Source organism: Pseudoduganella sp. RAF53_2 (assembly GCF_052113985.1).
Lineage (GTDB): Bacteria > Pseudomonadota > Gammaproteobacteria > Burkholderiales > Burkholderiaceae_D > Rugamonas.
Genome location: NZ_JBFRDW010000881.1, coordinates 1 through 1,839 on the forward strand (window position 1 = coordinate 1; position 1,839 = coordinate 1,839).

Sequence of the window (1,839 nt, forward strand, 5' to 3'; positions counted from 1 at the left end):
AGGCTGGTCTGGCATTCGTACACGGATGCGCCGCTGCGCATCATTGCTTCTGACTTCTGGCTGGGCGGGAATCTGCGCGCTTTCGGCCTGCCCGATGCCGAAGTGATGATCGACGGCGACGCAGCGAAGTCGCCGTGGGTGACCCCGGAAGACCTCTACAACTGCGGCGCCATGGTGCTGGACGACCAGATCACCGACCGCCGCGCCGGCTCGCCGCAAGCGCCGGAGCTGGACGCCATGATCGCGTCCGCCCCGGCCTCCGGCACCTTCAACCTCGCATGGGGTAGCGATGGACAGGAACGCCACGCAGTACGCTGGGCTTACCTGCCGCCGCACTCGCCCACCCTGTGCCGCTAAGCGCCTGCGTCAATCCATCACTCAGCGCGAACAGCATCAGCATGAAGCTTGATGCGGCGCCGAAGGCCGCCACCGCTGCGCTCAATGGTGCCGGCGTGGCCGCGCCGGTGTAGAGCATTGCCAGGTCAACGATGCTCGCGCTCGCGCCGAGCAGCAGTGCCAGCGCAAAAGCCAGCGAAATCACGATTCTGGTGTTCATGGCCTTCTCCTTTATTTGATGTACTGTGCCTGGCCGTTGCCGAAGGACCAGTCGTCCTTGCCCACGCCAACCAGGGACACAAACACGTCCTCCGCCCGGATGCCCGTCGCGCGCGTCAGGTTGGCGACAATGGTTTGATACAGCCGCTGCTTGGTCTCCGTATCGCGCCAGCTACCAGCCGTGATCTGGATGATCACCAGATCGTCCGTGCGGTGCACACCCAGATAGTCCGCGTCGTAAATGAATTCGTCGGCATCGTACTGGCGAATCAGTTGGAAGCGGTCATCCGCAGGCACGTTGTAACTTTCGGCCAGCGCCTGATGCACGCCATCGGCAACCGCTTTGATGTACTCGCGGGACTTACCCTTCCTGAGATTGATATGAACGAGAGGCATGTTGTGCTCCTTAAAGAAGATTGGGTTGACAAGACCATCTTAGGGGACAACAATACTTCTGTAAATTAGAATGTTTTGAATTAATACTTTACAGAAATCGAACTATGGCAAGCCGCACGAATCTCGATATGGACGTGTTGCGTACCTTCGCTACCGCCTTTGAACTGGGCAGTTTCGCACGCGCCGCGGATCGGCTGGGACGATCGCAATCCGCCGTCAGCACCCAGTTGCGCAAGCTGGAGGAACAGGTCGGCCAGGCCCTGGTGCAGAAGTCCGGGCGCGGCCTGACACTGACAATGGCGGGCGAAAGCCTGTTCAGCTACGCGCGGCGCATCCTGGAATTGAACGACGAAGCGGTGGAGACGGTGCGCGGCGCTGAAGTCGAAGGCTGGGTAAGGCTTGGGCTGCCGCAGGACTTTGCCGAAAACTGGCTGCCATCCGTGCTGGCGCGGTTCGCCCGCGCCCATCCGAAGGTGCGCGTGGAAGTGCGCGCCGAGCGCAATTTCCATCTTGAGGAACGCATCGCAAAAGGCGAGCTCGATCTGGCACTGGCCTGGGGCACGCCGGAGAAATCGCATCAGGTGACGAAGGTGGCGTCACTGCCCATCATCTGGGTAGGCCGCCCCGACTGGCGCCGCGCGCCGCACGAAAAGCTGCCGCTGCTGGCGTTCGACAATCCTTGTGAATTCCGTAGCGCCGGCATTGCCGCATTGGACAAGGCAGGTATCCCATGGCATCTGGTGTTTGTCAGCGCCAGCCTCGCCGGACTGTATGCGGCGGCCGAAGCGGGCCTCGGCATCACGCTGCGCACGCCCTTCGGCATGCCGAAGAACCTGACGCAGCTTGATCCCAAAACTTACGGCCTGCCCAAACTGCCCCACGTCGCGT

The 1,839-nt window shown here is 61.6% G+C and carries 3 protein-coding genes and 1 pseudogene; 2 read left to right on the top strand and 2 right to left on the bottom strand.

Translation table 11 applies throughout. The features are described from left to right. Positions 1-357, top strand: a pseudogene (locus AB4Z11_RS30600) (hypothetical protein); the annotation flags it as partial. On the opposite strand, the gene AB4Z11_RS30605 reads toward AB4Z11_RS30600, so the two are convergent. Beyond that, positions 269-556: a hypothetical protein gene (locus AB4Z11_RS30605; RefSeq protein WP_442029790.1), complete on the bottom strand. Its 288-nt coding sequence runs from the start codon at positions 554-556 to the stop codon at positions 269-271. The pseudogene AB4Z11_RS30600 and the gene AB4Z11_RS30605 sit on opposite strands and share 89 nt — an antisense overlap. Positions 557-567: 11 nt before the next feature. Then, positions 568-951 (bottom strand): tautomerase family protein, encoded by a 384-nt coding sequence (locus AB4Z11_RS30610; RefSeq protein WP_442029792.1) that lies wholly within the window; start codon positions 949-951, stop codon positions 568-570. Between the two features lie 104 nt (positions 952-1,055). On the opposite strand from AB4Z11_RS30610, the gene AB4Z11_RS30615 reads away from it, so the two are divergent. Next, on the top strand, positions 1,056-1,839 hold a 784-nt coding region (locus AB4Z11_RS30615; RefSeq protein ID WP_442029794.1), incomplete at its 3' end, for a LysR substrate-binding domain-containing protein.

Excerpts from the sequence above, each read along its gene's own strand:
- AB4Z11_RS30605 (WP_442029790.1), bottom strand. The coding sequence starts at position 556 with ATGAACACCAGAATCGTGATTTCGCTGGCTTTTGCGCTGGCACTGCTG.
- AB4Z11_RS30610 (WP_442029792.1), bottom strand. The coding sequence starts at position 951 with ATGCCTCTCGTTCATATCAATCTCAGGAAGGGTAAGTCCCGCGAGTAC.